Genomic DNA, 16963 nt, shown 5'->3' with positions numbered 1-16963 from the left:
CTAGGGCCTGGCCCGTCACCGGCTGACGGTCACGCGTCCCAGGTGACCGGGAGGCTCTTGGCCCCGTAGATGTCGGCGGTCTCGGGGCGCAGGGCGACCTCTTCAGCCGGTACGGCCAAGCGCAGCGTGGGGAAGCGGTTGACCAGCGCGGTGAACGCGACCCGCATCTCGACGCGGGCCAGCTGCTGACCCAGGCACTGGTGGATGCCGTGGCCGAAGCCCAGGTGCCCGCCGTCCTGCCTGCGCAGGTCGAGCACGTGGGGCTCGGTGAATCGCTCGGGGTCGCGGTTGGCGGTGGCGTAGGACAGGATGACCGTCGTACCGGCTTTGATGGTCTGGCCGCCCAGCTCGACGCCCACCAGCGGCTTGCGGTAGCGGCTGTGCTGCGGATCGTCCATGAACAGGAACTCACCGGGCGGCGCCGGCGGGACCTCGAAGCCGCCGTAGTCGATGGTCGGGTGATGGCCCATGAGCTCCTTGCGCGAGCTGAACCGCGAGTCGGCCAGGACCGACCGCACCAGGTCGAAGCCGGTGATCAGCCAGCCCTGATGTCCGTCGGCGAAGGGGAGACGGCTGATCGGGCTCTGCTCGCGTGCGTCGATCAGCTCTGCCGGCGGGTCGAAGGGACAGCCGGGCTGACGCGCGGTCGGCATCGTCGTGACAGCGTGTTCCATGGTCATTCCCCTAGGAGATCTTGTGGCGGTAGGTGTTCATGGCGAAGGCGTAGGTGACGATGAGGATGCCGACGCACCAGGCCAGGGCGATCCAGATGTCGGTGCCGACCGGCTGCTGGGTGAACAGGTCGCGGATGGCGTTGACGATGGAGGTCACCGGCTGGTGTTCGGCGAAGGCGCGTACCGGGCCGGGCATGGTGGCGGTGGGGACGAAGGCCGAGCTGAGGAAGGGCAGGAAGATGAGCGGGTAGGAGAAGGCGCTGGCGCCTTCCACGGATTTCGCCGACAGGCCGGGGATGACGGCGAGCCAGGTCAAGGCCAGGGTGAACAGGATCAGGATGCCGGCGACGGCGAGCCAGGCCGGTAGTCCGGCTGTGGTGCGGAAGCCCATGAGCAGGGCGACGAGGACGACGACGACGAGGGAGATCAGGTTGGCGATCACGGAGGTCAGTACGTGTGCCCACAGGACGGACGAGCGGGCGATGGGCATGGATTGGAAGCGTTCGAAGATGCCGCTCTTCATGTCCATGAACAGGCGGAAGGCGGTGTAGGCGATGCCTGAGGCGACGGTGATGAGCAGGATGCCGGGCAGCAGGTAGGTGACGTAGGACTTGGATCCGGTGTTGATGGCGCCGCCGAAGACGTAGACGAACATCAGCATCATGGCGATCGGCATGATCGTGGTGGTGATGATGGTGTCGGCGCTGCGGGTGATGTGGCGCAGGGATCGTCCCAGCAGGGTGGCGGTGTCGCCGAGGAAGTGCTTGGTCATCGGGGTTCCCCTGACGCGTTGGTGCTGTCGGTGCCGACGAGGGTGAGGAAGACGTCTTCGAGGGTCGGCTGCTTTTCGACGTATTCGACCTGGGCGGGTGGCAGGAGTTGCTTGAGTTCGTCCAGGGTGCCGTTGACGATGATCCGGCCCTGGTGCAGGATCGCGATCCGGTCGGCGAGTTGTTCGGCCTCGTCCAGGTATTGGGTGGTGAGCAGGACGGTGGTGCCTTGGCGGGCGAGTTCTTTGACGGCTTGCCAGACCTCGATGCGGGCTTGGGGGTCGAGGCCGGTGGTGGGTTCGTCGAGGAAGATGATCGGTGGGTCGCCGATGAGGCTCATCGCGATGTCGAGGCGGCGGCGCATGCCGCCCGAGTACGTGGCGGCCTTGCGTGCGCCCGCGTCGGTGAGGGAGAACCGTTCGAGCAGGTCATCGGCGATCGTGCCGGGGTTGTTGAGGTGTCGTAGCCGGGCGACGAGCATGAGGTTCTCCCGTCCGCTGAGGATCTCGTCGACGGCGGCGAACTGCCCGGTCAGGCTGATGGACTCCCGTACGTTCGCCGGTCGCGTGGCGACGTCGAAGCCGTGCACGCTGGCCGTGCCGGCGTCGGCCTTGAGCAGCGTGGACAGGATCTTCACCACTGTGGTCTTGCCCGCCCCGTTCGAGCCGAGCAGGGCGAAGATGCTGCCCCGTGCCACGTCGAAGTCCACCCCACGCAGCACCTGCAACTCTTTGTACGATTTCTCCAGACCCTGCACATGGATCGCAGGCACCTGGCGCTGATGGGTTGTCATCTGGATATCCGTTCTCTGATTCGTCACGGCTTGTCGCCTGTGAGGCGATTGATGGCGTTGATCAGCGCTCGATCGGCCCTGTGGCCCTGATCCCGTAGCCACGTCGTGACCTCGTAGCCATACGCGGGCCGGCCGCCACGGGTCGGCGTGAGCGTGGGTGAAAGTCGCCTCGGGGCAGCTCTGTGACCACCCCGTAGGCCAACAAGACAGTCGGCGCAGGGCGATCTCGAAGAGGCCCCGGCGGGCCGACCCGGCGTATCCAGCCGGTCGGCACGATCGAGAGCAGCCAGACCCCACGCCGATGGCGTGTGTGGTGGCGGCGGCGCGCCAATGCGCGGCTAGAGTTCGGTTCGGTAGTTCAACCGTGTTCTGCTGTAGCGGGCGCGGCCTCGGGGGGGTGTTCCAGCACCCTCCCGGGGGCCCGTCCTATCGGACGGCGCCTACTCGCAGAAGACGCGCAAGTAGCCGTCGGTCATCTCGAGCTCCACGATCGTCTCGTCGAGGTGATCCACGAGTGCCTCAAGCTGTTCGGGCTTGAGCTGCGTCAGGTCGAACGGCACGCCCGACTTGCTCAGCTCGGCGTTGGCCCGATCCAGTGCCTGTGGCGGGATCAGGGCCGCCAGCTGTACGCCGGCCCGCAGCAGTTGGAGCGGTGCCCGTATGTTGAGCCGCCCCGACTCGCCGTCACCCTCGTCGAACTCCATCATCACCCGCAGGTACTTCGCCTTGCCTTTCGGCCGGGCGGTGGGACTGGCCGCCGCCGGCGGCTCGGCTCGTTCGAGTGCGGCGATGAGCCGCTCCGCCTCCTCTACGGTGATCTTGCCCCCGGCCAGCAGGTCGAGGACGTCCTTACGTTGTTCGCTCATCGAAACCTCTCCTATCGGATGGCTACGAGCACAGCCGTACGGCTGAACTCCGCGTCGAATCGGGTGCCGGGCAAGGCGCAGACGACGCGCCAGCCGATGCCGAGTGCCCGCACCAGATCGATGCGGTAGATGTGGCAGGCCACGGCGGCCCCTATGACGGCCAGGAGCACAACCGGTGAAAGCACGAGCACGACCGGGAGCACGGGCACCCAGATCCGGATGCGACGACGGTCCGGGCGTTTGACCCCTACGGTCACCAGCTGCGGCATCATGTGCGCCCCTCCAACTCGGACAATGCCTGCTCCGCGGTGATCTCGCCGCGGCGCAGCCGATCGATGACGTCGGCCCGCGACGGCGCCGGATCGGTCTCGACGAAGTCGAGCATCGGCGCGATCCGGTTGAGTCGTGCTTTGATCGTCGGGTAGCTCACCCCGAAGATCCGTTCCATCTGCTTGATGGAACCGTGGCACCGCACGAACGCCGTGACGAAGACCTGGTCCTCGACGTTGAGCTGAGCCAGTTGCGGCAGCTCGAACTCGCCCTCGATCGCGACGCCGCTGCCCGCCAGGCGCACCCGCTCGACGACGAACGGCTGGCCCCGGGTCAGGTTCGTGAGCTCCTGCCAGTCCATCGCCTGATCTTTCATATCTAAAGTTATACCGACCATGACTTCAACTTTCAAGAAGTTGATCTTAATTTTCTTAATATCTCCCTTCTGTCGGGCTCCTTGGCTGGTCCGCCGCGTCGCCGCTGCCGGCCCGAGCGCATACCTGGTACAGGCCCTGGAGGAGCCGACCGCCCTCGGCGTCGCCACCGCGATCCTGGCCGGCACCGTTCGAACCACTACCCGCCCGGCCCAACCCCACGGGTGCCTGGGCGTCCAGGGCGCACTGGCCGCCAGCGACTCCGGGCGTGAAGTCCGCGACCTTCTCGTCGCCTGGCGCAACGATTCCTACTCCTGCGTCCGAGAGCGGTTCCAGCGAGCCGTCGACGACGGCGACCTTCCGCCGGAAACCGATCCGGGGCTCCTGGCCCGCTACGTCACCACTCTGGCGTTCGGTATCGCCGTGCAAGCCGCGAGCGGGGTCGGCCGCGACGAACTCCAGGAGATGGCCGACGCCGCCCTCCGCAACTGGCCGATCTCCTGAGAACCGCCTGTGAGGTCCCGCGTCGCCTGGTGGTCATATCCCGCCGGGGCCGGGGTGGGCGGCCTCCTCCGCTCCGCGGTCGACACCGACGGCCCGAACTCCTGATCCGGCGACGAGGGCGTCGCCGAGTTCCGAGCGTAGATAGAGGACCGAGCGGCCGTGGCGGGCGCTGGCGAGGAGGCCGGCGGCGCGGAGGGTGCGGAGGTGCTGGTTGACGGCCGAGGGGGTGACGCCCAGGCGGCCGGAGAGTTCGGTCGATGAGGCGGGGGTCTCGAGCATGGTGAGCAGCCCTGCCCGGGTGGCGCCCAGAAGGTCGGTGAGCACCCCTGGGGAATGAAGGGGCTCCTGTTGCCAGAGCGTGCCGACGCCGCGAGTGCCGTACATGATCAAAGGAGGCTCGGACGGGGAGATGGGGACGGTGACGGCCCGGGTGAAGAGGGTCGGGACCAGGGTGATGCCCTCGCCGCTGGTGGAGCGCCGGTAGCGGGTGTCGCTGATCAGCCGCATCCGTACGACGCCGTCCTTCAGCTGAACGCGCTCGCTGAGGTCGGCGAACATCGCGGCCAGGCCGTAGGCCGAGATGACCTGGCCGCGGTGGACCACGTCGGCCTGCAGGACCGCGCGCATCCTGGGCCACCAGGGCGCGAAGCAGGTGCGCCAGTAGTCCCGCAGCGCGTCCAGGATGCGGGCCGACGGGTCGCCGCGCAGCGGCTCGGGGAGACGGGGGTGGATGGTGCGCAGGTCGTCGAGCACCCGGTCCACGGGCACACGGGCGACCGTGACGAGTTCGTCGTCGATGCGGGTAAGCGGGGCGTGGGGGCGGGGTGTCAGGTAGTCCGGTGTCCACAAGTCGTCGTTGGTGAGCGCTTGCAGCAGGGGCACGTCCAGCGTGGATCGGGCCTGCTCCGTGCGGCGCAGCCAGGGCAGGTGCACGGGATAGCGCCCAGGGTCGCGGAACGTACGCAACGACAACGTGAGCTCGTTGAGCGGCGAGATGGCGAAGCGGACGTCGGCCACGTCCATCCCCGCGAGCTCGTACTCGATCAGCCCGACCATGAAGCCATACGCTACATCAATTGGCGACAAAGGCCCTATTACGGGATAAAGACCCCCGTGATCCAGACCTTCTTCCCTCAGGACCGCGTCGCGCGCTCACTGACCGTCAGCACGATGGCGTTCGCGCTCTCCAGCGGCGTCTTCTACACCGTCAGCACGCTGTACTTCACGCTCGTCATCGGGCTCAGCGCGACGACGGTGGGTCTCGGGCTGGGCATCGCGGGCGGCACCGGGGTGCTGGCCTCGTACGCGGGAGGGTGGCTGGCTGACCGGGTCGGCGCGCACCATGTTCAGACGGTGGTGACAGGGCTCAACGGGGTCGCGCTGCTCGCCTACACGTTCGTCTCCGACGCCGTCGCGTTCACCCTGATCGCCTGCCTGGCCGTGATCACGCGTTCGGTGGGCTCCTCGGCGAAGCAGGCGATGCTGGCACGGTGGTACACCGGTCCGGAGCGGGTCGAGGTCCGGGCCCGGATGCGCGTGGTCACGAACGTCTTCATCGGCCTGGGTACGGTGGCCGCCGCGGCGGCGCTCCTGATCGGCACCGCGTCGGCGTACCGGGTGGCGATGGTCGTCGCCGGCGTCCTGCTGCTGGCGGCCACCGTGCCGCTGGCCGGGCTCGGGCGTCAGGTGCCGGAGTTGGCCGCCAGGATGACCGCCGTCAGGGAGCGCACCGCGTCCACCGGGCCTTCGCCACTCAGGGACCGTACGTACATCGCGAGCGTGGCGTGCAACACCGTGGTGGCCACGCAGTTCGGCCTGCTGACCGTCGGCATGCCGCTCTGGGTGGCCACCACCGACGCGCCCACCGCCATCGTCTCCGTGCTACTCGTCCTCAACACCGTGGTCGTGGCCACACTCCAGGTGCGCGCCTCGCGCGGCACCGACGACGTGCGCAAGGCCGGGAGCACGGTCAGGCGCGCGTCGTGGCTGCTCGCGATGGCATGCTGTCTGTACGCCCTGGCCGGCTACGGAAACATGATCGTCGCCTGCGTCCTGTTCGCCCTGGCCGCGTTCGCCCACACCATGGGTGAGATCCTGGGCGAGGCGGGTGGCTGGGGCATGGCCTTCGAACTGGCCGACCAGCGCAGCGCCGGCGCCTACCAGGGCCTCAGCCAGACCGGCTACGCGATCGCCGCCATGCTCTCCCCGATCCTCGCCACCACCGCCCTCGAACACGGCACCGCGGGCTGGGCCGGCCTGGCCGCCCTCTTCGTCCTGGCCGGCACGGGCGCCGCCGCGGTGGCCCGGCGCGCAGCTGTGATGATCCCCGCCGACAGTGCTTTCGTCGGCGATTGCCGGATCTCCAGCCGTACCTGCCAGGAGGCGTCAGGTACAGCTGGCAGCGTGGGCCGCCCACCGCACAAAAAGGAGTTGGCTGGATGAGCGGCATCGAAAAGACCCTGGAAGAGCTCGAGCAGCGGATGCTGGACGCTGACGCTGCCTATGACGAGAGGTTTTTCGAGGAGCACTGCGCCGACGACTTCGTACCCATGGGACATTACGGAATCGTGTCCAGGCAGCAGGTCCTCGACATGTACGTCAAGGGAAGCGGGAACCCGGACCGGCGCAACCGAGCACACGATGTCGTGGTCAAGCCGCTCGGGGACGCAGGAGCCGTCGTCACCTACAAACTGACCAGCACGATCGGCGATGAGACGTCCTCATGGCTTGCGTCGACGGTCTACCGCCGGACCTCCGAGGGCTGGCGCGTCGTCCTCCTCCACCAGACACCCATGTAGGGTGCGGCGTGCCGTGATGACGTGCGGGGCGCGCCTGGATGGCCCCCCTGCGCTCCGTGGCCTGCCTGCACCGCTGCGAACGCGGCCGGTACCTCCTGGCGTCGCCCCACCATCGACCCCTGAGCAGTATCAGTAATGCGCAGGGCGGCAAATGATGTTTTCACTACGATGTCCCGATGCCCTCTGCTCCCCTCACTGCCGTCGACTTGGCTCCGCCGCATACCCGCCGTCTGGCCTGGTTGGACGCGCTGCGCGGACTGGCCTCGATGGTGGTGGTCTTCGAGCATGCGCTCAAGCCGCTGTGGCCGGAGGCGCGGCTGCCGATCAAGGCGGTCTTCGATCCCGGCTGGTACGGCGTATTGGTGTTCTTCCTGGTCAGTGGCTACATCGTGCCGGCGTCGCTGGAGCGCCGGGGCAGCGTGCGGGCCTTTTGGATCTCGCGGTTCTTTCGACTGTGGCCGCTGTTCACCGTGTGCGTGGCCGGCATGCTGCTGCTGGCGGCGGTCGGCTGGGACAGCTTGCACACCTGGTGGGGCAGCCGGACGGTGGCACTGGCCCTGGCGCACGCCAGCATGCTGCAGAACCTGATGTACGTGCCGAACGTGGCTAATGTGCTGTGGACACTGTCCTACGAGATGGCCTTCTACCTGCTGCTGACGGCGATGTTCACTCTAGGTGTGCACCGGCGCAGTACCGCGGCCGCGCTCGCGTTCGCGGCGGCCGCAGTGCTGGGCGCCGGGTTGCTGCCGGTGACGCTTCTGTCAGCCGGCGGGGCGGGCCGCATGCTCACGGTCGTGGTCGTCGTGACCGTCGTGCTGGCTGCCGGACTGGCCGCGGTGCTGCGCGGCGGCAGGCGGGTACAGCAGGTGGGCGCCGTGGCCATCGCGGGCACGATCCTCCTGCTGCTGGCGGTCAACCAGAGCTACCCCGGACCGTGGCAGGGGCTGTTCATCTTGGCGACCATGTTCGCCGGCACCGCGCTGTATCGAGTCGAGACAGGCCAGTTCGGTCACCGGCACATCGCCTGGGTGGCGCTGGTACCGCTGGCGGGATTGTGGCTCGCTCGCGCCGAGTTGGGAGTGCAACTGGCGATCGCAGCGGCCTGGCTGACATTCGCCGCCGGGATGGCGCTGCGCCACCGCACGATGCCGTCGTGGCTGATGTGGCTGGGCCTGGTGTCCTACTCGATCTACCTGTTGCACCCGCTGCTGCTGGAGAGCGTGGAATTCTTCCTGCCGGACTCGCTGGCCGTACCGGTGGCAGTGCGCCTGACGCTGCTGGTGGCGGTGTACGCGGTGCTGCTTGGGCTGTGTGCGCTGACCTGGCGATGGGTGGAGATGCCGGCGCAGCGGCTGGGCAGGCGCCTGATCAGCCAGGCCGAATCCCGGGCGGAGTCCAGCCTGGAGAGGGCAGCCGGCGGATGAAGTCCGCTGTGCCGCCGGGCGGCGAAGCGCCGCTTGCCGGCCACTGATTTCCGAGGTCAGGGCATGTTCGGCGGCTCATCGCACGGTTCTTGACGGCACCCTCCCACTCGGCCGCCTCGGCGAGCCGTCGACCTCGACGTGATCCGCGCGTGGTGGTCGCTGCGAAGCCTGCTGGCGGTCCGCCGGCGCCAGATCTCTTCAGGAGACAGCCGCGCTGGCGCACTCAGGCCGCGATCACCGACGTTGCCCACCAGCTCGGCAGAACATCGTTCGGTCTGACAGTCGTTTTAACCCTTTGAATACCGGTATTGACCTTATTGATCTATTCGCTTCGGCGATTGATCATCGAGAGCAGTAGCGCTCCTCGCCCCGGGAAGGATCTTCATGATTCGCCGCGCATCGCTGGCCGTCCTGCTCGCTCTCGGCACCCTCACTGTTATCAGCTCGCCCGCGCACGCCCGCGCCTGCCAGATCGACTACCACTGCGAAACGTATTACTACACCGACTCGAGCCGCACCACGTTAACGGGGATCAAGTACGAGAACTGCGTCGGGGATGAGACGTGGGTGGGTAGGCGGGGTTCCTACCCGGAGTTCCACGAGACCCCCTGCTGAGCGTCCGCTCACCAGCGCGACGATAGTGGTCCCATGATCACGGATGTGATCATGGGGCCACTGCTTTGATCTCCTTCACCGAAGCGATCAACGGCCGCCTGGAACATCTACGCGGCTCCGCGCTGGGCTTCTGTAACCTCGCCGACTACATCGCAGGATCACTGCGAGAGGCTGGCGGGTTCAGACCACAACTACACACTCAGATCGGCTGAGCCCGGAAAGTTTTGAAAGAAATCTGGGAGGTGTGTCGGATCGGGGCGGTGGTGTTCGTAGCAGGGGTGAGGCCGCCGCAAGGCGCGCGGCCAACTTCCCGCAAGGAGACACCATGGCTGCCACGTACACCTTCGACATCTTCTCCACGCTTGACGGCTTCGCCAACCACGATGGCGACTGGGGCGGCTACTGGGGCAAGCAGGGCCCCGAATTCCTCGCCTATCGCGCCGCTGCCTACCGCGATCCGCTGCGCATGGTGCTCGGGGCCAAGACCTACTCGTCGAACGCGCCGTTCCTTGACGCGGGCTTCGACCGCAGCCTGTTCGACGGGTGGATCACGCGCATGTTCGACTCCCCAGTCACGGTGCTCTCCAGCCGGCTGACCGAGCCGATCGAGTGGCCGGACACGACCATCGAGTCCGGCGATCCTGTCGAGGTGGTCACGCGCCTCAAGGCCGAATCCGATGTGCCGCTGCGCTCCCACGGCAGCCTGACGCTCAACCGGGCGCTGCTGAACGCCGGCCTGGTCGACACGATCGAGGTGACGGTCTTCCCGGTGATCTCCGGCAAGACCGGCGTGGACCGGATCTTCGACGGTGCGGCCGACTTCGACCTTGAGCTGCTCGAGGCCCGGATCTTTGACGTCCACACGCAGGTGCTGACCTATCGGCCGACCCGGCACAGTTGATCGGCATTGAGCATCCCGGGATCGCCATCCCTCGGACTCACCTGCAAGGTGGCATCGTCTCAACCCTGGTCAGCAGGCAGGTCCATCAAATGGCTCAGGCCCCCGCCCGGGGTTCGGGGCGAGAGCCCCGATAAGCACAGCCCGAGCGTCAGCGAGGACCGCGCTTTGGGGGGTCGAAGGGGCGGAGCCCCTGGGAAGCACGGCTGAGCGCCATTCGCGCGTAGCGCGCCAAACGGCGATGACCGAGCTTGTCAGGCCCGCCGCCGAGCCCGATAAGCAGCCACATGCATGCGATTCCCACAAGTACGGCTGTCGCAGTAAACCCGCGACCGATTGCGCGACTCGTCCACGAACACCCGATCGCAGTCAGGCGCCGAGCAGGTCCGTAGTCGCTCCCACTCCCCATCCACCACCAGATGCGCCAGCGCCACCCCGCAGTCCGCCGCCAGATGCTCGGAAAGGGTCGCGTCCGGTGCGAAGTAGTGCATGTGCAGCGGATGCCCATCGTGCTCCGTCAACCGGGGCGTGATGCGCGTCTTCGACAGGAGCCCGTTGAGGAGGCGCACGGCTGTCGGCTGGTCTGGAGCGGTGAAGACGCGGTGGAAGGCCTCCCGCAAGAGCCGCACCTGTCCGAGGTCGCGGGCCGAGAGGGCGCCGATGCCGCTGACCTGGTGCGACTCGACGAACTCGTGCAGGTCGGCCAGCTCGGCCAGGCCATCGGTGTCGCCGCCGGTCGACGGGGAGGTGTTGACCAGCTCTACGACCGTGGCCAGCGAATACACCATGTCATGGCCAAACGGCATGTTGACTCCTGTCGAGTACCGGTTCTAGCGTGGTCGCAGCGTATCTCTCTCCAAGGGTGTCGGGGGTTTCTGTGGGTGCACATCGCCGTATCGTGCTGATCGCGATAGCGGGTGCGCTGATCATCTCCACCTCCGCGCCCCTGGTGCGGCTGTCGGGGGTCTCGCCGGCCACCTCGGCGTTCTTCCGATGCGCGTACGCGCTGCCACCCATGCTGGTGCTGGCCTGGTTCGAACGGCGGAAGCTGGGCCCCCTGCCTGCCCGGAGCCGCAACCTGGCGTGGCTGGCGGGCGTGCTGTTCGCGTTCGACCTGCTGTTCTGGCACCAAGCTATCAAGTACGTGGGCGCGGGACTGGCGACCGTGCTGGGGAATCTGCAGGTCTTCATCGTGGCCTTCGCGGCGTGGGCGCTCTTCCGCGAGCGGCCGTCGAACCGGCTGATGCGGGCCACCCCGGTGGTGTTCGCCGGAGTGGTGCTGATCTCGGGGGTCTTCGACAGCGCCGCATATGGGGCGAATCCGGTGCTCGGGGTGGTGACGGGCGTGGCCACCTCCATCTCGTACGCGGCGTTCCTGCTGGTGCTGAAGGGCGGCTCGGGGCGTACGGTCGGGCCGTTGGCGCACGCCACCGTCGTGGCCACGCTCGCGATGGCCGCGCTGAGCCCGGTGTTCGGGGGCGCGGACTTCGTGCCGAGCTGGCCGGCGCACGGCTGGCTGCTGCTGCTCGCGCTCGGGCCGCAGGTGATCGGCTGGACGCTGATCTCGTTCTCGCTGCCCAGGCAGCCCGCCGCGCTCACCGCGCTGCTCCTGCTCATCCAGCCCATGACGACGGTCGCGCTGTCGGCCGTGCTGCTCGGCGAGCACCCGTCGCCGCTGCAGCTCGCCGGGTGCGCGGTGATCGTGCTGGGCGTGCTGTACGGCTCGCGTCGCGCTCAGCCCGCCCGTACCGAGGCCGAACAGACCGAGCAGGTGCCGAACACCTCGACCGTGTGAGTGATCTCGGTGAAGCCGTGCTCGGAGCCGACCGTCTCCGCCCAGCGTTCGACGGCGGGACCGGCCACCTCGACCGTCCGGCCACAGCGGCGGCACACCAGGTGGTGATGGTGGTCGCCGCTGGCGCACGCGCGGTAGACGGACTCGCCGTCGTCGGTGCGCAGCACGTCGACGAGGCCGCCGTCGGCCAGCGCCTGGAGCGCCCGGTAGACCGTGGTCAGGCCGATCTTGGCGCCGTGGCCGCGCATCTCGGCATAGACGTCCTGCGCGCTGCGGAAACCATCACTCTGGCGGAGAGTGTCGTGCACGGCGTCACGTCTGGTGGACATCAGCGTGTGACCTCCTCGACGCGCATGGTGGATCGCTCGCTCACTGTGGACTCCCGGGGTCTGCCTCGCCGTACGAACTTACCGACACCGAGCGCCAGGACGAAGCCGCTGAGGGCAAGAAGAACGATCGCGGCGCCCGGCGGCACCCTGGCGGACAGCGTCGAGCCGAGCAGCCCGCCCACCGCCGCGACGACGCCGAACAGCATGGCCAGCCCCATCGTCGAGCGGAACCCCCTGGTGAGCTGCTGACTGGTCGCCACCGGGATCACCATCAGCGCGCTGACCAGCAGCAACCCGACCACACGCATGGCGATGACCACGGTCAGCGCGGCCGTGACGGCGATCAGCAGGCTGAGGAAGCGCACCGGCAGGCCACTGGCCCGGGCCATCTCCTCGTCCTGGCAGAGCACGAACAGCTCCCTGCCGAAGATCACGACCACCGCGATCACCGCGACGGCCAGCGCGCCGATGATCCAGATGTCCTGGGTGGTGACGCTGGCGATGGCGCCGAACAGGTACGAGTTCAGCTTGGCGTTGCTGCCGCCCGGCGCGATGCCCATGAGCATGACGCCGCCCGCGATGCCGCCGTAGAACAGCAGCGCCAGAGCCACGTCGCCGCTGGTACGCCCGCGCGCCCGGACGAGCTCGATGGCCACGGCGCCGATGACCGACACGGCCACGGCCGTGAGCACGGGCGCGGTGCCGGTCAGGAAGCCCAGCGCGACGCCGGTCAGTGCCACATGCCCGATGCCGTCGCCGAGCAGGGCGAGCTTGCGCTGCACGATGAACGTGCCGACAGCGGGTGCGCAGAGCCCCACCAGCAGGGCCGCGATCAGCGCGAGCTGGAAGAACTGCTTGTCCAACAGCTCGATCATGACTCTCCCCATCCGGTAAGGGGTCCCGCGGCCGCCTCGGCGGCGTGCGGGTGTACGTGTTCGTGTCCCGGCCGCGCGCACTCGCCCTCGGGCCGCGGCGGCCTTCCGTCGTGCGCGATGCGGCCCTCGCGGACCACCACGCCGCGGGTGATGAGCGGCTCGAGCGGGCCGAGCTCGTGGGCGACGAGCACGATGGTCTTGCCGTTCAGCACCAGCGTGGCCAGCGTGTCGGCGAGCAGTTGCTGGGTGTCGGCGTCGACGCCGGCGGTGGGTTCGTCCATCACGTACGTGTCGGGCTCGCCCGCCAGCGCCCGGGCGATCAGCACCCGCTGCTGCTGGCCGCCGGACAGCGACTGCACCGGATCGCCCGCCCGATCGGACAGCCCGACGGCCTCCAGCGCGCTCGCCGCCGCCGCCTTGTCCTCGGGGCTGGTACGGCGCAACCGGCTCTGCCTGGCGATGCGGCCGGAGGTCACGACCTCGCGGACCGTGGCGGGCACCCCGCCGCCGACGGCCAGGCGCTGCGGCACGTAGCCGATGCGCCACCACTCGCGGAACTTCGCCGGCGGCGTGCCGTACACCAGGGTCTGGCCGCCCGAGAGCGGGGTGAGGCCCAGCAGGGTGCGGACCAGCGTGGACTTGCCGGAGCCGTTGGCACCCATGACGGCGACGACCTCGCCGGGGCAGACCGTGAGGTCGATGCCGCGCAGGATGTCCCGCCGGTCCAGGCTCACCCGGCCGCCGGTCATGGAGAAGGCGCTGTCGCTCATGCCGTGCACCCCAATGCGCTCTGCAGGGTCTTCAGGTTGGCGCGCATGGCCGACAGGTAGTCGCCAGGCGGCTTGCTCTCCAGTGGGTCGAGCACCGCCGTCTTCGCGCCGATCTCCTTGGCGAGCACCTCGGCGACCTTGGGGCTGACCAGGGATTCGGTGAAGATCGTGGTCGCCTTCTCGTCCTTGGCCAGCTTGGCGACCTCGGCGATGCGGGCGGGGGAGGGCTCGGCCTCCGGATCGAGTGTGATGCCGATCTGCTTGAGGTGATAGCGGTCGGCCAGGTAGCCGAACGCCTGGTGGCTGGTGACCAGCGTCTTGGTCGCGCAGGTGGTCAGGCCCTTGGCGTACTCCTGGTCGAGTGTCCCCAGCGCGCCCGCCGTCCTGACCGCGCGGTCCCGGTAGCCCTGGGCGTGCGCGGGGTCGGTGGCGGCCAGCCGCTCGCCGAGCTTGGTGGCGACGGTGGCCAGGCGGGAGGGGTCCAGCCAGAGGTGCGGGTCGTACCCGATGTCGTGGCCTTCCTCGTGCTCGCTCGCGGGGAGGGTCTTGACGGCGGTGGCGGCGTCGAAGCTGGTGTCCTGGGCGACCGCGTCGTCCACGGCGGGCTGGACGCCCTTGATGTAGACGGTCAGCGCCGCGTCCTCCAGCTGGGCCACCTGGTGCGCGCCGAGCTCCAGGTCGTGCGGTTCGACACCGGGGGCGGTCAGCACCGACACGTTCACGTCGGAGCCGCCGACCTGCTCGGTGAGCCACTGGAGCGGGTAGAAGGCGGCGATCACGGCGGGTTTGCCGTCCTTGGCCGTGTCCGCGGCGCCGGAGCCCGAGCAGGCGGCGGTCAGCAGGGTGGTCGCGAGGATTGCAGCACTGATTCGGGGCGTTCGGGACATCACGCCACCGATTATGGGGAAAATGAAAATGATTGTCAAAATCTGTGGCTAAAACACTCCGAACCGGTCGGCCGCAAGGACCAGCAGGAAGGCGAGCATCACGACGCGCAGCAGCCGCCCGCCGACGCTCAGCGACGGCCAGGACAGGTACGCCAGCCAGCCCACGAACGCCAGCACCGGCAGCACCGCCACGCCGCCCAGCCAGTTGTCCACGGCGAACCCGGTCAGCAGGAGCACCACCAGCACCGCGGGCGCCGCCCACTTGGGCACCTGCGTGTACAGGAACGCCATCGGGGTCGCGCTGCGCTCCTCGACGGACTTGCGCAGGCCGGTCGCGCCGGGCGTGAAGAACTGCTCGCCGGCGGGGAGCGGTCGGCGCGGATTCTTGCGGCGGTTGTCTTTGGAGGCCACGCGCCGAGCCTAGCGCCGGTGGGGGCGAGCAGGTCAGGGGCTGGAATCGCCCAGCAGTGTGTAATCGTCTGACATCCTGGTGTGCGTGCTCGCCGTAATCCGTTACACCGTCCCAGAGTCCCAGTCCCAAGACTTCGTCAAGCAAGGCCATGTCATCCTCCAGACACTGGCCGACCAGCCCGGATTCCTGCGCGGCCGGTTGGCCCGCTCGGTCGACGAGCCCAATCTGTGGGCGCTGGTCAGTGAGTGGGAGGGCGCCGGTTTCTACCGGAGAGCCCTATCCGCGGCGCGGATGGCGATGTATCCCCTGATGATCCTCATGGTCAACGAACCGAGTGCGTTCGAGGACGTTTACCTACAAGACGGCGAGTAGAAATACTCGCGCGCGAGGGCTCCCGGGCGTCCCCTAAGCTGGGAGCTCATCCAATTTTCCTCGCCGACCTCCAGCCGGAAAGAGACGCAACCAAAATGGCACGACGCACAGACGTCATGGACACGATCGTCAGCCTCGCCAAACGCCGCGGGCTCGTTTACCCGTCGAGCGAGATCTACGGCGGACTGCGCGCGTCGTGGGACTACGGTCCCCTGGGCGTCGAGCTGAAGAACAACGTCAAGCGGCAGTGGTGGCTGTCCATGGTCCAGTCGCGCGACGACGTGGTGGGCCTCGACTCCTGCGTCATCCTGGCCCGCGAGGTCTGGCAGGCCAGCGGCCACGTGGAGACCTTCACCGACCCGCTGACCGAGTGCCAGTCGTGCCACAAGCGCTACCGCGCCGACCACCTCCTTGAGGCGTACGAGGAGAAGAACGGCAAGGCGCCCGAGAACGGCCTGGCCGACATCACCTGCCCCAACTGCGGCAACAAGGGCGCCTTCACCGACCCGAAGCAGTTCAGCGGCCTGCTCAAGACCTACCTCGGCCCGGTCGAGGACGAGTCCGGCCTGGCCTACCTGCGCCCGGAGACCGCGCAGGGCATCTTCATCAACTACCTCAACGTGCAGCAGTCGGCGCGCAAGAAGATCCCGTTCGGCATCGGCCAGGTCGGCAAGTCGTTCCGCAACGAGATCACGCCGGGCAACTTCATCTTCCGCACCCGCGAGTTCGAGCAGATGGAGATGGAGTTCTTCGTCAAGCCGGGCAGCGACGAGGAGTGGCACCAATACTGGATCGACGAGCGCTTCCGCTGGTACTCCGATCTGGGCATCAACAAGGACAACCTCCGGCTCTACGAGCACCCCAAGGAGAAGCTGTCCCACTACTCCAAGCGCACGGTCGACGTCGAATACCGCTTCAACTTCGCGGGCGGCGAGTGGGGTGAGCTCGAAGGCATCGCCAACCGCACCGACTTCGACCTGACCGCCCACTCCAAGGCGTCGGGCGTCGACCTGAGCTTCTTCGAGCAGGACACGGGCGAGCGTTACGTGCCCTACGTCATCGAGCCGGCGGCGGGTGTCGACCGGGCCACGCTGACGTTCCTGCTCGACGCCTACACCGAGGACGAGGCGCCCAACGCCAAGGGCGTCATGGAGAAGCGCACGGTCATGCGGCTCGACCACCGGCTCGCCCCGGTCAAGGCCGCGGTGCTGCCGCTGTCCCGCAACGCCGACCTGTCGCCGAAGGCCCGCGACCTGGCCGCGCAGCTGCGCCGGCGGTGGAACGTCGAGTTCGACGACGCGGGCGCGATCGGCCGCCGCTACCGGCGCCAGGACGAGATCGGCACGCCGTTCTGCATCACGGTCGACTTCGACACGCTTGAGGACCAGGCGGTCACGATCCGCGAGCGCGACTCGATGGCCCAGGAGCGCATCTCGCTCGACGCGGTTGACTCTTACCTCCGCCAGCACCTGAACGACTAATTATTTTTTACGGCCAGCATGGGCCAGCCCCACCCTCTGTGCGGGGCTGGCCTCTG

Annotated in this window: 22 protein-coding genes; 9 read left to right on the top strand and 13 right to left on the bottom strand. The window is 68.1% G+C overall.

The genetic code is table 11. The annotated features are described in order from the left end of the window. Nucleotides 1–29: 29 nt before the first annotated feature. The 6 genes from KME78_RS04470 to KME78_RS04445 form a co-directional block, all read right to left on the bottom strand. The gene (locus KME78_RS04470; protein WP_308126805.1) at nt 30–680 is read right to left on the bottom strand and encodes a cytochrome P450; all 651 of its coding nucleotides are present in this window, start codon (nt 678–680) and stop codon (nt 30–32) included. 4 nt (nt 681–684) lie between these two features. After that, a complete protein-coding gene (locus tag KME78_RS04465; RefSeq protein ID WP_219527453.1) occupies nt 685–1446 on the bottom strand; it encodes an ABC transporter permease in 762 nt (253 codons plus the stop codon). Next, a complete protein-coding gene (locus KME78_RS04460; RefSeq protein WP_219527452.1) occupies nt 1443–2237 on the bottom strand; it encodes an ABC transporter ATP-binding protein in 795 nt (264 codons plus the stop codon). Before KME78_RS04460 ends, KME78_RS04465 begins: the two co-directional genes overlap by 4 nt. Before the next feature lie 440 nt (nt 2238–2677). Continuing rightward, a complete protein-coding gene (locus KME78_RS04455) occupies nt 2678–3103 on the bottom strand; it encodes an SHOCT-like domain-containing protein (protein ID WP_219527451.1) in 426 nt (141 codons plus the stop codon). 11 nt (nt 3104–3114) lie between these two features. After that, on the bottom strand, nt 3115–3375 hold the full coding sequence (locus KME78_RS04450; protein ID WP_219527450.1) for a hypothetical protein: 261 nt from the start codon (nt 3373–3375) through the stop codon (nt 3115–3117). Further along, nucleotides 3372–3749 (bottom strand): DUF2089 domain-containing protein, encoded by a 378-nt coding sequence (locus KME78_RS04445; protein WP_219527449.1) that lies wholly within the window; start codon nt 3747–3749, stop codon nt 3372–3374. Before KME78_RS04445 ends, KME78_RS04450 begins: the two co-directional genes overlap by 4 nt. Nucleotides 3750–3789: 40 nt before the next feature. Between KME78_RS04445 and KME78_RS04440 the strand changes: the two genes are divergently transcribed. Next, on the top strand, nt 3790–4251 hold the full coding sequence (locus tag KME78_RS04440; RefSeq protein WP_246650386.1) for a TetR family transcriptional regulator C-terminal domain-containing protein: 462 nt from the start codon (nt 3790–3792) through the stop codon (nt 4249–4251). A gap of 33 nt (nt 4252–4284) precedes the next feature. Here KME78_RS04440 and KME78_RS04435 read toward each other — a convergent pair whose 3' ends face one another. Next, complete coding sequence (locus tag KME78_RS04435) at nt 4285–5307, bottom strand: ArsR/SmtB family transcription factor (protein ID WP_219527448.1); 1023 nt, start codon at nt 5305–5307, stop codon at nt 4285–4287. Nucleotides 5308–5364: 57 nt separating this feature from the next. Here KME78_RS04435 and KME78_RS04430 point away from each other — a divergent pair, with 57 nt between their 5' ends. The 5 genes from KME78_RS04430 to KME78_RS04410 all read left to right on the top strand — a co-directional run bounded on the left by KME78_RS04430 (nt 5365) and on the right by KME78_RS04410 (nt 9989). Further along, complete coding sequence (locus KME78_RS04430) at nt 5365–6693, top strand: MFS transporter (protein WP_219527447.1); 1329 nt, start codon at nt 5365–5367, stop codon at nt 6691–6693. Further along, the gene (locus KME78_RS04425; RefSeq protein WP_219527446.1) at nt 6690–7049 is read left to right on the top strand and encodes a nuclear transport factor 2 family protein; all 360 of its coding nucleotides are present in this window, start codon (nt 6690–6692) and stop codon (nt 7047–7049) included. Before KME78_RS04430 ends, KME78_RS04425 begins: the two co-directional genes overlap by 4 nt. Before the next feature lie 176 nt (nt 7050–7225). Continuing rightward, a complete protein-coding gene (locus KME78_RS04420; RefSeq protein WP_219527445.1) occupies nt 7226–8473 on the top strand; it encodes an acyltransferase family protein in 1248 nt (415 codons plus the stop codon). Between the two features lie 384 nt (nt 8474–8857). Continuing rightward, nucleotides 8858–9088, top strand: coding sequence for a DUF6289 family protein (locus KME78_RS04415; RefSeq protein WP_219527444.1), 231 nt, complete (start codon nt 8858–8860; stop codon nt 9086–9088). Between the two features lie 325 nt (nt 9089–9413). After that, nucleotides 9414–9989: a dihydrofolate reductase family protein gene (locus KME78_RS04410; protein WP_219527443.1), complete on the top strand. Its 576-nt coding sequence runs from the start codon at nt 9414–9416 to the stop codon at nt 9987–9989. 251 nt (nt 9990–10240) lie between these two features. Here the strand turns inward: KME78_RS04410 and KME78_RS04405 are convergent, their stop codons facing one another. Next, entirely contained in the window at nt 10241–10792 is a 552-nt protein-coding gene (locus KME78_RS04405) for a CGNR zinc finger domain-containing protein (RefSeq protein WP_219527442.1), read from the bottom strand. A 92-nt stretch (nt 10793–10884) separates the two neighbouring features. Between KME78_RS04405 and KME78_RS04400 the strand changes: the two genes are divergently transcribed. Continuing rightward, a complete protein-coding gene (locus tag KME78_RS04400; RefSeq protein ID WP_308126804.1) occupies nt 10885–11781 on the top strand; it encodes a DMT family transporter in 897 nt (298 codons plus the stop codon). On the opposite strand, the gene KME78_RS04395 is transcribed toward KME78_RS04400, so the two are convergent. Genes KME78_RS04395 through KME78_RS04375 form a run of 5 tightly spaced genes read right to left on the bottom strand, consistent with a single transcriptional unit; the run spans nt 11721 to nt 15053 of the window. Beyond that, entirely contained in the window at nt 11721–12110 is a 390-nt protein-coding gene (locus tag KME78_RS04395) for a Fur family transcriptional regulator (RefSeq protein ID WP_214638292.1), read from the bottom strand. The two genes, KME78_RS04400 and KME78_RS04395, sit on opposite strands and share 61 nt — an antisense overlap. Next, nucleotides 12110–12985: a metal ABC transporter permease gene (locus tag KME78_RS04390; protein WP_219527440.1), complete on the bottom strand. Its 876-nt coding sequence runs from the start codon at nt 12983–12985 to the stop codon at nt 12110–12112. Before KME78_RS04390 ends, KME78_RS04395 begins: the two co-directional genes overlap by 1 nt. Further along, the gene (locus KME78_RS04385) at nt 12982–13755 is read right to left on the bottom strand and encodes a metal ABC transporter ATP-binding protein (RefSeq protein WP_219527439.1); all 774 of its coding nucleotides are present in this window, start codon (nt 13753–13755) and stop codon (nt 12982–12984) included. The genes KME78_RS04390 and KME78_RS04385 overlap by 4 nt, the downstream gene beginning before the upstream one ends. Further along, nucleotides 13752–14642 (bottom strand): metal ABC transporter substrate-binding protein, encoded by an 891-nt coding sequence (locus tag KME78_RS04380; protein ID WP_219527706.1) that lies wholly within the window; start codon nt 14640–14642, stop codon nt 13752–13754. Before KME78_RS04380 ends, KME78_RS04385 begins: the two co-directional genes overlap by 4 nt. A 48-nt stretch (nt 14643–14690) precedes the next feature. Next, nucleotides 14691–15053 (bottom strand): DUF6703 family protein, encoded by a 363-nt coding sequence (locus KME78_RS04375; RefSeq protein ID WP_219527438.1) that lies wholly within the window; start codon nt 15051–15053, stop codon nt 14691–14693. Between the two features lie 85 nt (nt 15054–15138). Between KME78_RS04375 and KME78_RS04370 the strand changes: the two genes are divergently transcribed. Together KME78_RS04370 and KME78_RS04365 are read left to right on the top strand one after the other, a co-directional pair. After that, the gene (locus KME78_RS04370; RefSeq protein ID WP_214638288.1) at nt 15139–15426 is read left to right on the top strand and encodes an antibiotic biosynthesis monooxygenase family protein; all 288 of its coding nucleotides are present in this window, start codon (nt 15139–15141) and stop codon (nt 15424–15426) included. Between the two features lie 95 nt (nt 15427–15521). Next, nucleotides 15522–16907, top strand: a complete 1386-nt coding sequence (locus KME78_RS04365; RefSeq protein ID WP_219527437.1) for a glycine--tRNA ligase — start codon at nt 15522–15524, stop codon at nt 16905–16907. Nucleotides 16908–16963: the final 56 nt, after the last annotated feature.

The sequence above is a fragment of the Nonomuraea guangzhouensis genome (assembly GCF_019396345.1).
Lineage (GTDB): Bacteria > Actinomycetota > Actinomycetes > Streptosporangiales > Streptosporangiaceae > Nonomuraea > Nonomuraea guangzhouensis.
This window is presented reverse-complemented; position numbering and strand designations above follow the sequence as displayed.